The following is a 14,978-nucleotide window of genomic DNA, read 5'->3' on the forward strand; positions in this document are numbered from 1 at the left end:
GTCCAATGTGGGAGCGAGCTTGCTCGCGAAGAGGTCATGACAGACAACGCATTCTCCGAAGCCGAACGCGAAGCGGTTTACAGAGCCATCGCCGAACGCCGCGACATGCGCCACTTCACCGGCGGCAGCGTCGAACCGGAGCTGTTGCGCCGACTTTTGGAAGCCGCCCACCAGGCCCCAAGCGTCGGCCTGATGCAGCCCTGGCGTTTCATCCGCATCAGCGACCGAACTTTACGCGGGCAGATCCAGAACCTCGTCGAAGAAGAGCGCGTGCGCACCGCTGAAGCCCTCGGCGAGCGCAGTGACGAGTTCATGAAACTCAAGGTCGAGGGCATCCATGACTGCGCCGAAGTGCTGGTCGCCGCGTTAATGGACGATCGCGAAAAACACATCTTTGGTCGCCGCACGCTGCCGGAAATGGACATGGCCTCGCTGTCCTGCGCGATCCAGAACCTGTGGCTGGCCTCGCGCGCCGAAGGCCTCGGCATGGGCTGGGTTTCGTTGTTCGAGCCGCAGGCACTGGCGGATCTGTTGAGGTTGCCCGCAGGCGCCAAGCCGCTGGCCGTTATTTGCCTGGGCCCGGTCAAGGAATTCTATCCGGCGCCGATGCTGGTACTCGAAGGGTGGGCGCAGGCGCGGCCGCTCAATGAGTTGCTGTACGAAAATTATTGGGGAGTGAGTCAATGAGTGTGGCGTTGTTGAGTGTCGCCGCAGTGGCGCTGGATGCGCTGCTCGGTGAACCGAAACGCTGGCATCCGCTGGTGGCGTTCGGCAATTTCGCCGGGCGCATCGAGCAACGTTTCAACGCCGGTGGCCGGGGCTGGCGCAGCCATGGCGTGACCGCGTGGGTGATCGCGGTGCTGCCGCTGACCTTGCTCGCCACCGCATTTTCCTGGGCGCCGTACGTGGGCTGGGTTGTCGAGATTCTCGCGCTGTATTGCGCCCTCGGCATGCGCAGCCTCGGCGAGCATGTCGCGCCAGTGGCTGCTGCCTTGCGCGCGGATGATCTGGATGAGGCGCGCAAGCGAGTCGGCTATCTGGTCAGCCGCCAGACCGATGAACTCGATAGCACCGCTGTCGCTCGCGCTGCCACTGAGTCGGTGCTGGAAAACGGCAGTGACGCGGTGTTCGCCGCGCTGTTCTGGTTTGTCGTCGCCGGCGCGCCGGGCGTGGTTCTCTATCGCTTGAGCAACACGCTCGATGCGATGTGGGGTTATCGCAACGAACGCTTTGAGCGTTTCGGTTGGGCCGCTGCAAAAATCGACGACGTGTTGAACTACATTCCTGCGCGTCTGGTGGCATTGACCTACGCGTTGCTGGGCAAAACCCGCCTCGCCTTGAAATGTTGGCGCACACAGGCGCCGAAGTGGGACAGCCCCAACGCCGGTCCGGTGATGGCGGCCGGCGCCGGTGCGCTGGGCGTGGAATTGGGTGGGCCGGCGATTTACCACGGCGAACTTCACGACCGTCCGCAGCTTGGCGAGGGCGCAGCGGCTGACGCCGATTCCATCGACCGTGGCTGGCAATTGGTCCAGCGCGGCGTATGGTTATGGCTGCTGATTCTCTGCGTGGGGGCTGAATTCTATGCTTGAGCACGGTGGCCGGCTGCGCAAGGCTGCACTCGATTACGGCATTGCCGAGGCTGACTGGCTCGACCTGTCCAGCGGTCTGGCGCCGTGGCCATTCCCGATCCCGGAAATCCCGCTGCGCGCCTGGGCGCGTTTGCCGGAAACCGATGACGGCCTGGAGCAAGCCGCGTGCGATTACTACGGTGCCGCGCAGGTGCTGCCGGTGGCCGGTTCGCAGATGGCCATCCAGTTGCTGCCGCGTTTACGCCGCGCCGGCAAAGTCGGCGTGTTGTCACCGTGTTATGCCGAACATGCCGAAGCCTGGCGCCGTAGTGGTTACATCGTGCGTGAAGTGCTGGAGCAGGAAGTCGAATTCTTTCTCGACAGCCTCGACGTGCTGGTGGTGGTTAACCCGAACAATCCGACCGGCCTGAGTCTGACCCCGGCACGTCTGCTTGACTGGCATGCGCGGCTCGCCCGGCGTGGTGGCTGGCTGGTGGTCGATGAAGCCTTTATGGACAACACGCCGCAATTGAGTCTGGCGCCGCATGCTCATCAAGTCGGGCTGATCGTGCTGCGTTCGTTCGGCAAGTTTTTCGGTCTGGCCGGGGTGCGTCTGGGCTTTGTCCTGGCCGAGCGCAACTTGCTCAAGCTGCTCGCCGAACAGGTCGGGCCTTGGGCCGTGAGCGGGCCGACGCGTGTGCTCGGGCAAGCGTGTCTGCAAGACACCGAAGGGCACACACGCCAACGGATTCGCAGCGATGAAGCCAGTGAACGACTGGCAGCGCTGCTTGAACGCTACGGCTTCAAGCCCCAGGGTGGTTGCGCGCTGTTCCAGTGGCTGATCACCGAGCATGCCGAAGCGCTGCACGCGTTCATGGCCCGTCGCGGCATCCTCCTGCGCATCTTTACCCACAACAGCAGTTTGCGCTTTGGCCTGCCTGCCGATGCGGCTGAAGAGGCGCGTCTCGAACACGCTTTAAGCGCTTTTGCCAAGGATCACGCATGACCACCCTGATGGTGCAGGGCACCACTTCCGACGCCGGTAAAAGCACACTGGTGACGGCACTGTGCCGCTGGGCGACCCGGCAAGGTGTCGCGGTCGTCCCGTTCAAGCCGCAGAACATGGCGCTCAACAGTGCGGTGACTGCCGACGGCGGTGAGATCGGCCGTGCGCAAGCGGTTCAGGCGCAAGCGGCGAATCTCGAGCCGCACACCGACATGAACCCGGTGCTGCTCAAGCCCAACAGCGATACCGGCGCACAGGTGATCATTCATGGCTGCGCGGTAACGTCGATGAATGCCGTGGCGTATCACGACTACAAAGCCATCGCCATGAAAGCGGTGCTCGCGTCCCACGAACGGCTCAGCGCTGCGTATCCACTGGTGATGGTTGAAGGCGCAGGCTCGCCGGCCGAGATCAATCTGCGCGCCGGCGACATTGCCAACATGGGCTTTGCCGAAGCGGTGGATTGCCCGGTGTTGCTGATTGCCGACATCAATCGCGGCGGGGTTTTCGCCCATCTGGTCGGCACCCTGGAGTTGCTCTCGCCGAGTGAGCAGGCGCGGGTCAAAGGTTTCATCATCAACCGTTTTCGCGGTGACATCGCCTTGCTGCAACCGGGCCTCGACTGGCTGGAACAACGTACCGGCAAACCGGTGGTGGGTGTGTTGCCTTATGTGATGGATCTGCATCTGGAGGCCGAGGACGGCATCGATCAGCGCCAGACCGACAAGGCTGAACAAGTACTGAACGTGGTGGTGCCGGTGTTGCCGCGCATCAGCAATCACACCGACTTCGATCCGCTGCGCTTGCATCCGCAGGTTGATTTGCAATTCGTTGGCCCGGGACAGGCGATTCCAGCGGCGGATTTGATCATTCTGCCGGGCTCGAAAAGCGTGCGCAGCGATCTGGCTTATTTACGCGCCAATGGCTGGGATGCGGCGATCTCTCGGCATCTGCGTTACGGCGGCAAGCTGCTGGGGATTTGCGGCGGTCTGCAGATGCTCGGCGAGCAGGTGCATGATCCGCTCGGCCTCGAAGGTGCGCCGGGCTCCAGCGCCGGTTTGGGCTTGCTGGCGTTCGACACCACGCTTGAAGCCGAGAAGCAGTTGCGCAATGTGCGTGGGCGGTTGGCGCTGGAAGATGCCGAAGTCAGTGGCTATGAAATCCATGCTGGCGTGACGACCGGGCCGGCGCTGGAGAATGCGGCGGTGCATCTGGACGACGGTCGTTGTGATGGTGCGCAGAGCGCGGATGGGCAGGTGTTCGGCACCTATCTGCATGGCCTGTTCGAATCGCCGGCGGCGAGTGCGGCGTTGCTGCGCTGGGCCGGGTTGAGCGATGTGCAGGAGGTGGATTACCACGGTTTGCGCGAGCGCGATATCGAACGGCTGGCGGATCTGGTGGAGAAGCATCTGGATACCAAGCTGTTACGTCAGCTCTGTGGGATTTGAGTTGCCTGTGCCGGCCTCTTCGCGAGCAAGCTCGCTCCCACAATGGACCTGTTGGTCTTAGATTTTGTTTACACCCCATAACCCTGTGGGAGCGAGCTTGCTCGCGAAGGGGCCAACTGTTTCAACACATAATTCTGTGGATGAACCCATGCTCCAACTGATTCTCGGTGGCGCCCGCTCCGGCAAAAGCCGTCTGGCCGAAAAGCTCGCCAGCGAAAGCGGCCTGGCCGTGACTTACATCGCCACCAGCCAACCGCTCGATGGCGAGATGAGCGACCGCGTCGCCCATCACCGCGCGCGCCGTCCCGCCGAATGGGGGCTCATTGAAGAACCCTTGGAACTGGCCCGCGTCCTGCGCGAATCCGCCAGCGCCGAGCGTTGCCTGCTGGTCGACTGCCTGACCCTATGGCTGACCAATCTGCTGATGCTCGACGACGCCGAACGCCTCGCCGCCGAGCGCGAAGCCCTGCTCGACTGCCTGGCAGCCTTGCCGGGTGAAATCATTTTTGTCAGCAACGAGACCGGAATGGGTGTCGTGCCGCTGGGCGAATTGACTCGCCGCTACGTCGATGAAGCCGGTTGGCTGCATCAAGCTCTGGCCGAGGGCTGTCAGCGTGTTGTCCTGACCGTTGCCGGCCTGCCCCTGACTCTGAAAGGACCTGCGTTATGACTCAATCCTGGTGGCTGAACCCGTGTAAACCGGTCGATCTCGACGTCGTTGAACAAGCGGCGGCGCGGCAGCAGCAACTGACCAAACCGGCCGGTTCCCTCGGTCGTCTGGAGGCGGTGGCGGTGCAACTGGCCGGTCTGCAAGGCCAGGTCAAACCGGCGCTGGCGCAGGTCTGGATCACCATTTTTGCGGGCGATCATGGTGTGGTAGCTGAAGGGGTTTCGGCGTTCCCGCAGGAAGTCACCGGGCAGATGCTGCTCAATTTCGTCAGCGGCGGCGCGGCGATCAGCGTACTGGCGCGTCAGCTCGGCGCGCAGCTGGAAGTGGTCGATCTGGGCACGGTGAATCCAGCGCTGAACCTGCCGGGCGTGCGCCATTTGAACATCGGCGCGGGCACGGCGAACTTCGTACTGGGCGCGGCAATGACTCAGGCCCAGGGCGAACTCGCGTTGCAGGGCGGTCGCGACAGTCTGTTGCGGGCGAAAGCGGCGAGCGCGCAGCTGTTCATCGGTGGCGAAATGGGCATTGGCAACACCACGGCCGCCAGTGCGCTGGCTTGTGCCTTGCTCGATTGCCCGGTGGCGCATCTGACCGGCCCCGGCACCGGGCTGAATGCCGAAGGCGTCAGTCATAAAGCGCAAGTGATCGAGCGCGCGCTGGCATGGCACGCCGCACAGCGTGGCGATGTGTTGCAGACCCTGTTCAATCTGGGTGGTTTTGAAATCGCCGCGCTGGTCGGTGCGTATCTGGCAGCGGCTCAAGAAGGCGTTGCGGTGCTGGTCGACGGCTTTATCTGCACAGTCGCGGCGCTGGTTGCGGTGCGTTTGAATCCGGCCTGTCGCGAGTGGCTGTTGTTCGGTCACCGTGGTGCCGAGCCGGGGCATCGCCATGTGCTGGAAACACTGAATGCCGAGCCGTTGCTGGAGCTTGGTCTGCGTCTGGGGGAGGGCAGTGGCGCTGCGCTGGCGGTGCCATTGTTACGTCTGGCCTGTGATCTGCACGGGCAGATGGCGACATTCGCCGAAGCAGCGGTGGCGGATCGTCCGGCATGACATTGCATCTGGATCTGCTGCGCCATGGTGAGACTGAACTCGGCGGTGGTTTGCGCGGCAGCCTCGACGATGCGCTGACCGAAAAGGGTTGGACGCAAATGCGCGCGGCCGTGGTCGAGGGCGGGCCGTGGGATCGGATCGTCAGTTCGCCGTTGCAACGTTGCGCGCGGTTTGCCGCAGAGCTGGGTGAGCAACTGAACCTGTCAGTGCATCTGGACAAGGATCTGCAGGAACTGCATTTCGGTGCGTGGGAAGGGCAGAGCGCGGCCGCGTTGATGGAGACCGATGCCGAGGCCTTGGGGTTGTTCTGGGCCGATCCGTATTCGTTTACGCCGCCGCAGGGTGAACCGGTCAGCGAGTTCGCGGCTCGGGTGCTGGCGGCAATTGCGCGCCTGCACGGTGCTTACGCCGGTGAGCGGGTGTTGCTGATCAGTCATGGCGGCGTGATGCGTTTGTTGCTGGCGCAAGCGCGCGGGTTGCCGCGCGAACAACTGCTCAATGTCGAAGTCGCTCACGGCGCGCTGTTTGCGCTGTCGGCCGAAGCCGATGGCGCGCTCAAGGAAGGGCTCTGACATGTTGCCGCTGTGGATCGCTCTGCAATTTCTCAGCAGCCTGCCGATTCGTTTGCCGGGGATGCCCGAGCCGGAACAGCTTGGCCGTTCGCTGCTGTTTTATCCGCTGGTGGGGTTGCTGTTCGGGGCGATCCTGTGGGCGCTGAGTCTCGCCTTGAGCGGTGCGCCATTGCTGCTTCACGCGGCGCTGTTACTGACGGCGTGGGTGCTGCTCAGCGGCGCACTTCACCTTGATGGTCTGGCTGACAGCGCCGATGCCTGGCTCGGCGGTTTCGGTGATCGCGAGCGCACGCTTACCATCATGAAGGACCCGCGCAGCGGGCCGATTGCGGTGGTCACGCTGGTATTGGTGTTGTTGCTCAAGTTTGCTGCGCTGCTGGCGTTGATCGAGCAGGGGCATGGAATCGCGTTGATCATCGTGCCGTTGCTTGGACGGGCGGCGCTGTTGGGGTTGTTTCTGACGACGCCCTATGTGCGTGCGGGCGGATTGGGGCAAGCGTTGGCGGACCATTTGCCGCGCAAGGCCGGATGGTGGGTGCTCGGCGGTAGTGCGCTGGCTTGCGTGTTGATTGCCGGGTTTGCCGCGTTCGTCGCGTTGGTGATTTCGCTGGGTGTGTTTATCTGGTTGCGGCAGGTCATGATGCGGCGGTTGGGTGGGACGACAGGCGATACGGCGGGGGCGTTGCTGGAATTGCTGGAGATGGTGGTGTTGGTTGGATTGGTTTTGGTCTGACAGTTTTTTATCGGTCATGCAGGCCCCCTTCGCAAGCAAGTCGAATCGTCGCACCGTCGCTCCCACATTTGAAATGCGATCTCCTGTGGGAGCGAGCTTGCTCGCGAAGGCAGCCTCACCGGCAGCACAAATGTTTTGGGTAAACTCATCTGTAACTTGATTTAACACAGTCGCGGGTATATACACGCATCATGCTTCCTTCTCAGTGTTTGTGCACCAACCTGCGTCGCGCCGCTCGTGGCGTCAGCAGGCATTACGACGGCGCTCTCGACGGCTTCGGGATCAACGTTGCCCAGTATTCTTTGCTGTGCAACCTGCAGCGTCTGGACCAACCGAGCATCTCGGAACTGGCTGAAGCCATGGGCCTGGATCGCAGCACCCTCGGGCGCAATCTGCGCGTGCTGGAAGGCGAGGGGCTGGTGGCGCTGGCCGAAGGCGAGGACATGCGTAACCGCATCGTCAAACTCACCGAAACCGGTGTGCAACGCCTGGCAGCGGCACTGCCGGCCTGGGAAGCGGCGCAGCAGCGGTTGATCGACCGACTGGGTGCCGAGAAGCGCGAAACCTTGCTCAGATTGCTGGATGAACTGGCCTGAGGCCGGTTTTTCCAAACTCAAGCGGGTATATACCCGCAAGCGGAGAACAACAATGACATCGATGTGGCGTACGTGCGTTTGGGTGTTGGTCGGGAGTGCGCTGATCCTGGCGTTGTCATTGGGCGTGCGGCACGGTTTCGGTCTGTTCCTGTCGCCGATGAGCGCGCAGTTCGGCTGGGGACGCGAGGTGTTTGCTTTCGCCATCGCTTTGCAGAATTTGATCTGGGGCCTGGCGCAGCCGTTTACCGGCGCATTGGCTGACCGCTTTGGCGCGGCAAAAGTGGTGCTCATCGGTGGGGTGCTCTACGCGGCGGGTCTGGTGTGCATGGGCCTGTCCGATTCGGCGGTGACGCTGTCACTGAGTGCCGGTCTGCTGATCGGTATCGGCCTTTCGGGTACTTCGTTTTCGGTCATCCTCGGTGTCGTAGGGCGTGCCGTGCCGCCAGAGAAACGCAGCATGGGCATGGGCATTGCCAGTGCCGCCGGTTCTTTCGGCCAGTTCGCCATGTTACCGGGCACGCTGGGTCTGATCGGCTGGCTCGGTTGGTCAGCTGCGCTGTTGGTGCTGGGCCTGTTGGTGGCACTGATCGTGCCGCTGGTGAGCATGCTCAAGGACAAGCCGTTGCCTGTGCTTGGGCATGAACAAACCCTGTCCGAAGCGTTGCGCGAAGCCTGCTCGCATTCGGGTTTCTGGTTGTTGGCATTCGGCTTTTTCGTGTGCGGTTTTCAGGTGGTGTTCATCGGCGTGCACCTACCGGCGTATCTGGTCGATCAGCATCTGCCAGCCAGCGTTGGCACGACGGTGCTGGCGTTGATCGGCCTGTTCAATATTTTCGGCACCTACACCGCCGGTTGGCTCGGCGGGCGTATGTCCAAACCGCGTCTGCTAACAGCGTTGTACTTGTTGCGTGCGGTGGTGATCGTGCTGTTCCTGTGGCTGCCGGTGACGACTATGTCGGCGTATCTGTTCGGCATGGCCATGGGGTTCCTGTGGCTGTCGACGGTGCCGTTGACCAACGGTACGGTGGCGACCTTGTTTGGCGTGCGAAACCTGTCCATGCTCGGGGGCATCGTGTTCCTGTTCCATCAGTTAGGCTCGTTCCTCGGCGGCTGGTTGGGCGGGGTGGTGTATGACCGCACCGGGAGTTATGACTTGATCTGGCAAGTAGCGATTCTGCTGAGTCTGCTGGCGGCCGCGCTGAACTGGCCGGTGCGTGAGCGTCCGGTCGCGCGCCTGCAAGCCGCTGCGAGCGCCGCATGAGTCGACTCTGGCCACGTATCGTCATCAGCGCACTCGGCGCTGCTTTGCTGGCGCTGGTGTGGTGGGGCTGGCATCAGGGTGGTCTGGCGCTGATGCAGTTGGGCATGAGCATTTGCTAGAACGAGGCCTGGCGAGTAACGTCGAAGTCTGACGACTGCTCAAGGATGCTCGACATGCTGATGCGCTGGTGTGCTGTTCCCGCGTTGCTGATGGCGCTGACTGGTTTGGCTCAAGCGGCTGACTGTCCCGAATTGCTGCAAGGCTCGCTGCCCAAGTTGCGGGCCAAGGAATCCATCGATCTGTGCCAGCAGTACGCTGACAAACCATTGGTGGTGGTCAATACCGCGAGTTTCTGTGGTTTTGCTCCGCAGTTCGAAGGCCTCGAGGCGCTGCATAAGCGTTACGAGGGGCAAGGGCTGCAAATGCTCGGTGTCCCTTCCAATGACTTCAAGCAAGAGTCCAAGGACAGCGCCGAAACCGCCAAGGTCTGTTACGCCAATTACGGCGTGACGTTCGCCATGACCGAGCCGCAGAAAGTCCGTGGTGATGACGCGACGCATATGTTCCAGGTGCTGGCCGCGCAGAGCAGCGCACCGAAGTGGAATTTCTACAAATATGTGGTCGATCGCCAAGGCAAGGTCATCGCCAATTTCTCCAGCCTGACCAAGCCTGATGATCCGGAGTTTATCGCTGCGATTGAAAAGGCTATCGCCTCGAAACCCCTTGAACCCTAGCGCTCCCACATTGGAACAGTGGTGTTTGAACAGGCATTAAAAAGCCCCGCTTTCTGCAAAGAGAGCGGGGCTTTTTTGTGGGCGAGGGGTGAGCCTCGCCGTGCACCATCAGAAGCGGTAGGTCGCGCCGACACCAAAACCGTTTGCCGAGTTTTCATACTTGGCATCGTAGGTCTGGCCACGATCGTTTTCGTTGCGGATCTTGACCGACTCTTCCTTCAGGTACGAGTAGGCAACGTCGATGGTCAGGTCTTCGGTCGGGCTCCAGCCGGCGCCGATGCTGAAGATGGTCCGGTCACCAGTAGGAATGCGTGGCGAACGGTCGACGTTGTTGGTCGGCGACTGGTCGAAGGTCAGGCCGGTACGCAGTACCCATTCCTTGTTCAGCTGGTACGAAGTACCCACAGCGTAAGCCCAGGAGTCGTGCCAGTTCTGGTCTTCGGTGATTTCACCGAACTGACCGGCCAGCAAAGGCTGCACACCAGAGTTCTTGACGGTGATTTTTTCCAGCTGGCTCCAGCGGGTCCAGGTCGAACCGGCGTAAACGTTCCAGCGATCGTTGATCGCCTGGGTGACCGAGAAGTCGATGGATTCAGGCGTGGTGATCTTCAGCGAAGCGTCGTACTTCTGGTTGGCGCCCAGACCGATCGCACCGAGCACACCGTAGTTGACCTTGGTGTTGCCTTCGAGCTTGTAGTCGACCTTCGAGTGGTAAGTCAGACCCAGGCGCGTGGTATCAGTGGCTTGTACCAGCACACCGACGTTGTAGCCCAGCGCGGTGTCGTCGCCCTTGATCTTGACCTTGCCATCCGGCGCGGCCTGGGTGATCGACAGGTTGGATTCCAGCGTGCCGTCGATGCGGTTGATGGTCGGACCGAAACCGATCGACACCTTGTCGTTGAAGGCGTAGCTGACGGTTGGCTGGAAGGTGATCACTTGTACTTCGGACTTGCTGCCGAAGTAACGGCCGGCAAAGCCTTTTTCGTAGTCGGTAATCAGACCGAACGGCACGTAGACGCCGAGGCCGAATGCCCAATGATCATCGATCGGTTTGACGTAGAAGCCCATAGGTACGGAGGTGAAGGGCACCATGTCGCCTTTGTTGCTGCCGCCATTAGGGCTGGAGCTACCATCGCTGATATCGGTTTTTGCATCGAGGAATGCAACGCCGCCAGTGACTTGTTCGCGCTTGAGGCGCGACATGCCGGCAGGGTTGCCATAAACGGTGCTTGCGTCGTCGGCAGAAGAAGATCGCCCAGCGTAACCAGTGCCCATCCCGCTGATACTGTGTTCGTTGATGGCAAAGCCAGCTGCGAAGATCTGGGTGGATGCCATGGTAACGGCGAGGCTAAGGGTGGTTTTGAGCATGACTTTTTTCATTATTAGAACTCCTGGTGATCACCGGGGCGAAAATTACCAAGATTTTCGTCCCAGCGCTATAGTCCGTATGCCTTGAGTTAGAGCGGTTTTGTAGGACAATCCGACCAGATTCGCGACCTGTTGGCAGATCTTCTGAAACCGGATGTTCAGCAAGCGACCTGATTCACCGTTGAAACACAGGTGTGCCAAGCGTAAGTGAAGTCGCGTAGACGACCTTGGGGTTGAAAAGTCTGACGCCAGATCCGCGCCATTCCCAGCAAATCGTTGGAATCGGGGAGTGTGGGGTTGTGCTCTTCCACCAGCAGCCAGGCAATGGCCGTGGCGTAACGCAGATTGACTGTCAGTTCCAGGTGCGGGCCGGTCAGGAACGCATGTTGACTGGCGAGTCCGCGTACCAGGCTGGCACGTTCCGGATCGAGTGCCAGGTAATCATCCCAAAGGGCTTGATGGCGATGCTCGGCGATGCGGTAGAGGCCGTGGCCACGGCGGTCATGCAGGGCGGAACCCAGGGCTGACTGACTGGCGGCGATGCCCAGCAGCAGAGATTCGGCAGTCGCGCTGTGACGTCCCAGGTAGATCAGCGTAGGACGGATCACGTAGCGGCACAGTTCGCTGGCAGCGATACCCATAAAACCCTCGGTTCTTGTTATTAATGGCGAGTCCTGAAGGGGGGCTTGGCAGCTGTGGATCGGTTCAGGCTCGCCGCAAGCGGATCACGCCGCTTGAGTTGAAGTGTAGTGTCATATTCGCGACGTAAAGGCCTGTTTTTAAAATATTTCCGGCTTCGAGTTATAACCGTTATATCCGTTGGTACTTAAGCGCCGGCGGCTAAAAGTGAAACATCAGGCAATAAAAAGCCCCGCATTTTGTGCGGGGCTTTTGCTTTTGCAGCCTTTTCGGCTTTCAGGCAACCAGTGCCTGACGGGTACGATCGATCACGGCCTGCAGCGGTTCAGCGCTGGAGTACTGATCGGGGTACAGGCGCTCGCTGTGGCGGGCGATACCGTGTTCGTTGACCAGTGTGAAGCTGAAGCAGCCTTTGCGAGCGGCCATGATCAGGCAGTTCATTGGTGCAAAAGCGTTGGTTAGGGTGCGAATGGCATCCTGAGTATGGATTTGAGTAGACATAGTTATTAGGTGTTCCTACAAATGACACGGATAAGAACCGTGCAACGTTAAAACGTTCCAGTAACGTCGACCACCATTGGTCGAACGAAGAACCCGACTGGAACAAAGCAGCCAGTTTGAAGCGCTGATAAGTTGGCGCGCTTGGGCTGGCAGGTAGGTACTTAGGAGGGCAGGCATCACAACGAGGGCAAAGGTTCTGGGCCCGGGGTGAAGATCCTGATCAATTTGCAGGTTGGTTCGGTCAGAGTAAGTGTTCTTCGCAACACCCTTCGCATCATTCGAAGGCAGTGTCGTCGCAAGATTTACCTGGAAACCATCGAGGGGTCGTTCCCGCTTTTTTCGGTAGGGCTTCTTGGTAGAAGGCTGACCGTGGGGATGTGTTCGACCGGAATTGACTTTCAGCTTGGTACTAACGCCGCGGATACTAACGGATCGAAACGGGTAAAGCAAACTTCGTGTAGAAAAAGGTTGCAGCCGGAGATTGTGCCTGCTTTTCCTGTTTGCTCAATTGCCCGCAATTGGCGCATTTTCAGACCGTCGGTCGGTGAAGATATCTTCATCATGCCGCGCGATAGACCGGCTTATCCCCAACCCTGACCCTGAAACGACCCGAAAAAGCGCATAGATATAACCAGGTAACAGGTACTTGTGCACATTAGTTGCGCAAGCTGTAACAGCGCTGTCATACCAATCCTGACTCCAGTGGCTGCCTGCATCGAAAGTTTAAGTCAATGAAAAACATCGCTTTTTTTTGTTGGTGAAAAAATCGTCAGTTTGACTGCGAGCCCCATTCCATAAGGCTTTGCGAGGGTTGGAGGGCGGTTGTCCACTGAGTTATCCACAGCTTCTGTGGATTGTCCCGAGCGCTTGCTCTAGGACGGGCGTGCCGGGTTGTTTTTCGACTTTACCTGTAAGAAAAAGAGAGTACAGTGGCGCGCCTTCCGATTCGTCCCACAGTGCTTTATGAAGTTTCGCTCAGTATCAGACTCTGTTACCTCACAAACTCTTCCTGTTACCTCGCTCAAGCGATTTTCCGTTCGCGTTGCCGAATGGCTGCTCGACAGCCCGCGCCTGAGCGACAGTCATAACGCCAAACACCTTGCTGGCCGCCTGCTCAAACAACCGGCGCGTGATGGCGTGGTGGCTGCGCAAAGCCGACTCGGCCAACTGATGTGCCGCGAGTGCGGTAACGCACGGGATCGTCGCATCGGTCAGGATCTGCTGCGCCAGGCCGCCCGTGCCGGCGATCGTCGCGCGCGGCAGGAACTCGGTCTGCTCGAAGACTGAGCTGTCCAAGACCTGACACCTTGGTTAACCTTCAGGCTTTATAAGATCGGCGGGAATGGCTATGGCGATGGACTTGACCAGCGTATTGCTGGGGCTTGCAGCGGCGGGATTGCCACTGCTGGCGCTGGCCTGGCAACTGCAACGCCGGGCGAGCAATGGGCAGGCGGAGGTCGCCCTGCTCGAAGAGCGTCTGGCCATGGCACAACTGGCACAGGACGGGCTCAACGCGCAGCTCGACGCCAGCCGCGATGAAGTCGCTGATCTTGGCCAGGCGAACGCCGCCAAACAGGCGGATCTGGCGGCTTTGCGCCGGGAAGTCGAACTGCTGCAGATCGAGCGTGACGACGCCCGCGATGCTTCCCATGCCTGGAACCTCGAACGGGCGAACAAAGAAGCCGAGCTGCGCCGCCTCGACGCACAGGCCGCTTCACTGAACGCCGAACTGCGCGAGCAACAGGAAAGCCATCAGCAACGCCTCAACGACTTGCAAGGCTCGCGAGATGAACTGCGTGCGCAGTTTGCCGAGCTGGCCGGGAAGATCTTCGATGAGCGCGAGCAGCGTTTTGCCGAGACCAGTCAGCAACGGCTCGGTCAGTTGCTCGATCCGCTCAAGGAACGCATTCAGTCCTTCGAAAAACGCGTGGAGGAGAGTTATCAGGCCGAGGCCCGCGAGCGTTTCTCGCTGGCCAAGGAGCTGGAGCGCTTGCAGGCGCTCAACCTGCGTCTGAGCGACGAAGCCACCAACCTGACCCGTGCCCTCAAAGGCCAGAAAACCCAAGGCAACTGGGGCGAGTTGATTCTCGAACGTGTGCTCGAACACGCCGGTCTGGAGAAGGGCCGCGAGTACCAGACCCAGGTCAACCTCAGAGGCCCGGATGGCGAGCGCTTCCAGCCTGACGTGATCATTTATCTGCCGGGCGACAAGCAAGTGGTGGTGGACTCCAAGGTGAGTCTCACCGCGTATCAGCAATACGTGGCTGCCGACGACGACACTCTCGGGCAGATCGCGATCAAGCAGCATGTGCTGTCGTTGCGTAATCACGTCAAAGGCCTGGCCGGCAAGGACTACAAGCGCCTGGAGGGCCTGCACAGCCTTGATTTTGTTTTGCTGTTCGTGCCGATCGAAGCGGCGTTTTCGGCGGCGTTGCAGGCTGAGCCAGCACTGTTTCAGGAGGCCTTCGACCGCAACATCGTCATCGTCAGCCCGACCACATTATTGGCGACGCTGCGCGTGATCGACAGTCTGTGGAAGCAGGAGCGCCAGAGTCAGAACGCCCGGGAAATCGCCGAGCGCGCCGGGTGGCTGTACGACAAGTTCGTGCTGTTTATTCAGGATCTCGACGAGGTCGGCAATCGACTGCAACAGTTGGATAAAGCCTACAGCTCGGCGCGTAACAAACTGACAGAGGGGCGCGGTAATCTGGTCAGTCGCAGTGAACAGCTCAAGTTGCTCGGTGCACGGGCTAGCAAGAGCTTGCCTGCTGATTTGCTGGAACGGGCGATGACCGATGTCGATGGTCTCGTCGAACTCCCGGAATAA

Annotated in this window: 17 protein-coding genes; 14 read left to right on the forward strand and 3 right to left on the reverse strand. The window is 60.4% G+C overall.

Annotated features, from left to right (window positions below; genetic code table 11):
- Positions 1-36: 36 nt before the first annotated feature.
- The 12 genes from bluB (at position 37) to ACZ0A4_RS03550 (ending at position 9,643) form a co-directional block, all read left to right on the forward strand.
- A complete protein-coding gene (bluB, locus tag ACZ0A4_RS03495) occupies positions 37-687 on the forward strand; it encodes a 5,6-dimethylbenzimidazole synthase (protein WP_463573084.1) in 651 nt (216 codons plus the stop codon).
- Positions 684-1,592 (forward strand): adenosylcobinamide-phosphate synthase CbiB, encoded by a 909-nt coding sequence (cbiB, locus tag ACZ0A4_RS03500; protein WP_064117343.1) that lies wholly within the window; start codon positions 684-686, stop codon positions 1,590-1,592. Before bluB ends, cbiB begins: the two co-directional genes overlap by 4 nt.
- Positions 1,585-2,577 carry a threonine-phosphate decarboxylase CobD gene (gene cobD / locus ACZ0A4_RS03505; protein ID WP_463573085.1) on the forward strand — a complete coding sequence of 331 codons (993 nt, stop codon included), beginning with the start codon at positions 1,585-1,587 and terminating at the stop codon, positions 2,575-2,577. Before cbiB ends, cobD begins: the two co-directional genes overlap by 8 nt.
- Positions 2,574-4,025 (forward strand): cobyric acid synthase, encoded by a 1,452-nt coding sequence (locus ACZ0A4_RS03510; RefSeq protein WP_463573086.1) that lies wholly within the window; start codon positions 2,574-2,576, stop codon positions 4,023-4,025. The genes cobD and ACZ0A4_RS03510 overlap by 4 nt, the downstream gene beginning before the upstream one ends.
- Before the next feature lie 148 nt (positions 4,026-4,173).
- A complete protein-coding gene (gene cobU / locus ACZ0A4_RS03515; RefSeq protein ID WP_463573088.1) occupies positions 4,174-4,695 on the forward strand; it encodes a bifunctional adenosylcobinamide kinase/adenosylcobinamide-phosphate guanylyltransferase in 522 nt (173 codons plus the stop codon).
- Positions 4,692-5,747 carry a nicotinate-nucleotide--dimethylbenzimidazole phosphoribosyltransferase gene (cobT, locus tag ACZ0A4_RS03520; RefSeq protein ID WP_463573090.1) on the forward strand — a complete coding sequence of 352 codons (1,056 nt, stop codon included), beginning with the start codon at positions 4,692-4,694 and terminating at the stop codon, positions 5,745-5,747. The genes cobU and cobT overlap by 4 nt, the downstream gene beginning before the upstream one ends.
- On the forward strand, positions 5,744-6,319 hold the full coding sequence (cobC, locus tag ACZ0A4_RS03525) for an alpha-ribazole phosphatase family protein (protein ID WP_463573091.1): 576 nt from the start codon (positions 5,744-5,746) through the stop codon (positions 6,317-6,319). Before cobT ends, cobC begins: the two co-directional genes overlap by 4 nt.
- Position 6,320: 1 nt before the next feature.
- Complete coding sequence (locus tag ACZ0A4_RS03530; RefSeq protein ID WP_463573092.1) at positions 6,321-7,052, forward strand: adenosylcobinamide-GDP ribazoletransferase; 732 nt, start codon at positions 6,321-6,323, stop codon at positions 7,050-7,052.
- Between the two features lie 191 nt (positions 7,053-7,243).
- On the forward strand, positions 7,244-7,648 hold the full coding sequence (locus ACZ0A4_RS03535) for a MarR family winged helix-turn-helix transcriptional regulator (RefSeq protein WP_007919794.1): 405 nt from the start codon (positions 7,244-7,246) through the stop codon (positions 7,646-7,648).
- Between the two features lie 52 nt (positions 7,649-7,700).
- On the forward strand, positions 7,701-8,909 hold the full coding sequence (locus tag ACZ0A4_RS03540) for an MFS transporter (protein WP_463573093.1): 1,209 nt from the start codon (positions 7,701-7,703) through the stop codon (positions 8,907-8,909).
- Positions 8,906-9,028: a hypothetical protein gene (locus ACZ0A4_RS03545; protein WP_016987843.1), complete on the forward strand. Its 123-nt coding sequence runs from the start codon at positions 8,906-8,908 to the stop codon at positions 9,026-9,028. The genes ACZ0A4_RS03540 and ACZ0A4_RS03545 overlap by 4 nt, the downstream gene beginning before the upstream one ends.
- Positions 9,029-9,082: 54 nt before the next feature.
- The gene (locus ACZ0A4_RS03550; RefSeq protein ID WP_463573094.1) at positions 9,083-9,643 is read left to right on the forward strand and encodes a glutathione peroxidase; all 561 of its coding nucleotides are present in this window, start codon (positions 9,083-9,085) and stop codon (positions 9,641-9,643) included.
- Positions 9,644-9,751: 108 nt separating this feature from the next.
- On the opposite strand, the gene ACZ0A4_RS03555 is transcribed toward ACZ0A4_RS03550, so the two are convergent.
- The 3 genes from ACZ0A4_RS03555 to ACZ0A4_RS03565 all read right to left on the reverse strand — a co-directional run bounded on the left by ACZ0A4_RS03555 (position 9,752) and on the right by ACZ0A4_RS03565 (position 12,151).
- The gene (locus ACZ0A4_RS03555) at positions 9,752-11,023 is read right to left on the reverse strand and encodes an OmpP1/FadL family transporter (protein ID WP_141126804.1); all 1,272 of its coding nucleotides are present in this window, start codon (positions 11,021-11,023) and stop codon (positions 9,752-9,754) included.
- Positions 11,024-11,169: 146 nt separating this feature from the next.
- The gene (locus ACZ0A4_RS03560; protein WP_141126805.1) at positions 11,170-11,652 is read right to left on the reverse strand and encodes a hypothetical protein; all 483 of its coding nucleotides are present in this window, start codon (positions 11,650-11,652) and stop codon (positions 11,170-11,172) included.
- Positions 11,653-11,926: 274 nt separating this feature from the next.
- The gene (locus tag ACZ0A4_RS03565) at positions 11,927-12,151 is read right to left on the reverse strand and encodes a hypothetical protein (RefSeq protein WP_003214941.1); all 225 of its coding nucleotides are present in this window, start codon (positions 12,149-12,151) and stop codon (positions 11,927-11,929) included.
- A gap of 963 nt (positions 12,152-13,114) precedes the next feature.
- Here ACZ0A4_RS03565 and ACZ0A4_RS03570 point away from each other — a divergent pair.
- Both ACZ0A4_RS03570 and ACZ0A4_RS03575 read left to right on the forward strand, forming a co-directional pair.
- Entirely contained in the window at positions 13,115-13,438 is a 324-nt protein-coding gene (locus tag ACZ0A4_RS03570) for a sel1 repeat family protein (RefSeq protein ID WP_463573096.1), read from the forward strand.
- A 175-nt stretch (positions 13,439-13,613) separates the two neighbouring features.
- A complete protein-coding gene (locus ACZ0A4_RS03575; RefSeq protein ID WP_463577480.1) occupies positions 13,614-14,978 on the forward strand; it encodes a DNA recombination protein RmuC in 1,365 nt (454 codons plus the stop codon).

The organism is Pseudomonas sp. AC172, assembly GCF_979258595.1.

Coding starts and splice junctions, on each gene's coding strand:
- bluB (WP_463573084.1), top strand. CDS start 37: ATGACAGACAACGCATTCTCCGAAGCCGAACGCGAAGCGGTTTACAGA.
- cbiB (WP_064117343.1), top strand. CDS start 684: ATGAGTGTGGCGTTGTTGAGTGTCGCCGCAGTGGCGCTGGATGCGCTG.
- cobD (WP_463573085.1), top strand. CDS start 1,585: ATGCTTGAGCACGGTGGCCGGCTGCGCAAGGCTGCACTCGATTACGGC.
- ACZ0A4_RS03510 (WP_463573086.1), top strand. CDS start 2,574: ATGACCACCCTGATGGTGCAGGGCACCACTTCCGACGCCGGTAAAAGC.
- cobU (WP_463573088.1), top strand. CDS start 4,174: ATGCTCCAACTGATTCTCGGTGGCGCCCGCTCCGGCAAAAGCCGTCTG.
- cobT (WP_463573090.1), top strand. CDS start 4,692: ATGACTCAATCCTGGTGGCTGAACCCGTGTAAACCGGTCGATCTCGAC.
- cobC (WP_463573091.1), top strand. CDS start 5,744: ATGACATTGCATCTGGATCTGCTGCGCCATGGTGAGACTGAACTCGGC.
- ACZ0A4_RS03530 (WP_463573092.1), top strand. CDS start 6,321: ATGTTGCCGCTGTGGATCGCTCTGCAATTTCTCAGCAGCCTGCCGATT.
- ACZ0A4_RS03535 (WP_007919794.1), top strand. CDS start 7,244: ATGCTTCCTTCTCAGTGTTTGTGCACCAACCTGCGTCGCGCCGCTCGT.
- ACZ0A4_RS03540 (WP_463573093.1), top strand. CDS start 7,701: ATGACATCGATGTGGCGTACGTGCGTTTGGGTGTTGGTCGGGAGTGCG.
- ACZ0A4_RS03545 (WP_016987843.1), top strand. CDS start 8,906: ATGAGTCGACTCTGGCCACGTATCGTCATCAGCGCACTCGGCGCTGCT.
- ACZ0A4_RS03550 (WP_463573094.1), top strand. CDS start 9,083: ATGCTGATGCGCTGGTGTGCTGTTCCCGCGTTGCTGATGGCGCTGACT.
- ACZ0A4_RS03555 (WP_141126804.1), bottom strand. CDS start 11,023: ATGAAAAAAGTCATGCTCAAAACCACCCTTAGCCTCGCCGTTACCATG.
- ACZ0A4_RS03560 (WP_141126805.1), bottom strand. CDS start 11,652: ATGGGTATCGCTGCCAGCGAACTGTGCCGCTACGTGATCCGTCCTACG.
- ACZ0A4_RS03565 (WP_003214941.1), bottom strand. CDS start 12,151: ATGTCTACTCAAATCCATACTCAGGATGCCATTCGCACCCTAACCAAC.
- ACZ0A4_RS03570 (WP_463573096.1), top strand. CDS start 13,115: ATGAAGTTTCGCTCAGTATCAGACTCTGTTACCTCACAAACTCTTCCT.